3 protein-coding genes are annotated in these 2,588 nt (G+C 36.8%); 2 read left to right on the top strand and 1 reads right to left on the bottom strand.

The window, feature by feature from the left end; all coding sequences use genetic code 11:
- Positions 1-568 (top strand): RNA-guided endonuclease TnpB family protein (locus HYG89_RS15795; RefSeq protein WP_178868364.1); only part of this gene is annotated, 568 nt, incomplete at its 5' end.
- Between the two features lie 87 nt (positions 569-655).
- Here the strand turns inward: HYG89_RS15795 and HYG89_RS15790 are convergent.
- Positions 656-1,534, bottom strand: coding sequence for an IS982-like element ISAba4 family transposase (locus HYG89_RS15790; RefSeq protein WP_178868361.1), 879 nt, complete (start codon positions 1,532-1,534; stop codon positions 656-658).
- A 135-nt stretch (positions 1,535-1,669) separates the two neighbouring features.
- Here HYG89_RS15790 and HYG89_RS15785 point away from each other — a divergent pair, with 135 nt between their 5' ends.
- Positions 1,670-2,239 carry a peptidylprolyl isomerase A gene (locus tag HYG89_RS15785; RefSeq protein ID WP_004969822.1) on the top strand — a complete coding sequence of 190 codons (570 nt, stop codon included), beginning with the start codon at positions 1,670-1,672 and terminating at the stop codon, positions 2,237-2,239.
- Positions 2,240-2,588 lie beyond the last annotated feature (349 nt).

The raw sequence follows: 2,588 nt of genomic DNA, 5'->3' as shown, positions 1-2,588 counted from the left end.
GACAGCAACCAAAGCGATTGGTATTGATCTAGGCTTAAAAGATATTGCCACCTGTTCTGATGGCACTGTAATTTCAAATCCAAAATTCTATCGAAAATATGAGCAGAAATTATGTATTGCTCAGAGAGCCAGGAATAAGAAGCGTGTTCGTGCATTACACGCCAAGATTGCAAATAGTCGAAAAGATCATTTGCATAAAGCAAGCACCAAGCTTGTGAATGAAAATGGATTGATTATTGTAGGTGACTTGAGTGCTAAAAAATTAGTAAAAACCAAAATGGCAAAATCTGTTTTGGATACAGGATTTTCGGCACTAAAAACAATGCTCAAGTATAAATGCGAGAACGCAGGCGTATTGTTTGAAGAAGTCCAAGAAGCCTATACCACCCAAATCTGTTCGTGCTGCGGTGAGATCACCTCAAGTAGTCCCAAAGGTAGTACAGATCTTGGAATAAGAGAATGGGAGTGCATGAGCTGTGGTACAGCTCATGATCGAGATATAAACTCAGCTCTAAACATTCTTGCGCTTGGGCATAAGCGTCTAGCTGTAGGAATCACCCTCTTTTAAGGGGGTGAGGATGTCAAACATAAGTTTTCCAGCGTGATAAAAAATAACCACTGATTTAGTCGCATAATCTTATTAATATAACCCCAGTTACGGATAAGCCAAAGATTTAATCACATGAATTTTAGGCTTATTCTTTTGGCAAAGTTGATATGCACATAGTGAAGAAAATACGCCTGCTAAAAAACCAGCAATCGAACGATGTTTACTCGTAACTAAGTGATATTTTTCTTTCAATAATCCTATCAATGTTTCAATTCTTTTACGTTGTCGTAGATGAAATTCATCAGAAAATGGCAATAAGGTCACTCTCATATTTTTTCTTGGATAAGTAATTAAATCAATGCCTTGCTCTTTAAGTGTTTCTTTCAATGGTTGGCTAATGTAGCCTCTATCACCATAGACCGTTGCTGATAAGCCATTCACTAAATCCTCAACTTTTTTAAGATCAGCAATATGTCTGTTTGATAAATCTGAATTTACAATTTCACCCTCTTGATTCATCAGCAAGTGTAATTTGCAACCATAAAACCAGCCCATCGTACTTTTACCACGAGAAGCAATCTCATCTAAAGCATGATGACCTTTAGGGATTCTTTTATTTTTACAAACAGGTAAAGGTGTTGAATCAATCCATAAATATGAACTTTCATCTTTTTGGCTCAACGCATAAAGCAAAGCATGAATAGCAAGTTGGTGCTGATTGATGAGGGTAATCAGGTTTTTATAACAAGGCAAGTCTTTAAAGAGTTTGCTTTCAAACTGACAAAGCAAGTTAAAAAACATCTTAAAATTATGTACTTGAGATGTTTTATAGTAGATGGAGATAGCCACAATTTCTGATAAAGATAGCGTTGCTTGTCTGATACGTTGACGTTTGTTTTCTTGCTTGAGAAATTGCCAATAGATGGGTTCAAATTTTTTGAAAAAATCATCAACAATACAAAAAATTTCTGTAAAATCGTACATGGTAGTTAGAGCCTTTGGGTTGTTTCGTAACTTTCTAAATGGCTCTAACTACCTTTTTTTCAAGGGCTTTTCCTATCCGTAATTCGGGTTAATATAGATGCAATGCAAATACAACACAGATGGATTGGTCAGCAAATGTTAAAACAAAGTGTGTTTACCATGGCAGCAATGCTTATCAGCTTCAATACGATGGCAGCCAACACCGTGGTAGAAATGACAACCAGCATGGGCAATATTGAAATCGAACTGTTTAATGACAAAGCCCCAGTTTCTGCAAAGAACTTTGAAAATTATGCCAAGTCAAACTTCTATAACGGTACGATCTTCCATCGTGTTATCCCAGGCTTTATGGTGCAAGGCGGTGGTATGGATGCCAATATGCAAGAAAAGCCAACCAAAGCGACCATTCGTAATGAATCAAGTAATGGATTGAAAAATACCCGTGGTACCTTGGCGATGGCACGTATGAATCATCCTGATTCTGCCAGCAGCCAATTCTTTATTAATGTGGTAGATAACGATTTCTTAAATCGAAGTCCACGTAACGCAGGCTATGCGGTATTTGGTCAAGTCACTAAAGGTATGGATGTTGTCGATAAAATTGTAAAAGTACCAACAGGCAACTATGGCATGCATCAAAATGTACCGAAACAAGCGGTAAAAATACTCAGTGTGAAAGTGAAAGAGGCTGCCCCAACAAAATAAGCGGATTTAGATTGCAAAAATATGAAAAACATATTTTTAATTTAAAATTATAGGGTTAGTGCGAGTTTTGTGTGTTTTTGAACCAAAATAGTGCGTAAAAATCCAACACTCGTGAAAACAAGCAGTTAAAAGCACTTGCACGTGTAGGAAATTGCCCTATAATGCACCCATCCCGACGCGAAACAGCCTACGAACTTAGCTTACAGGGTAGAGTTGTTAGAAGTGTTTTGCGTTAAAATTTCTGCTGACGAGGCAGAAATTAAGATCATTAAGAGATTATGAAGAACAACTTGTGTGGATTTTTACTGATTGATTAATCGAAAATATTTCATTGATTGATTGGTTTAAA

Source organism: Acinetobacter sp. SwsAc5 (assembly GCF_013391485.1).
GTDB classification, from domain to species: domain Bacteria; phylum Pseudomonadota; class Gammaproteobacteria; order Pseudomonadales; family Moraxellaceae; genus Acinetobacter; species Acinetobacter towneri.
This window is presented reverse-complemented; position numbering and strand designations above follow the sequence as displayed.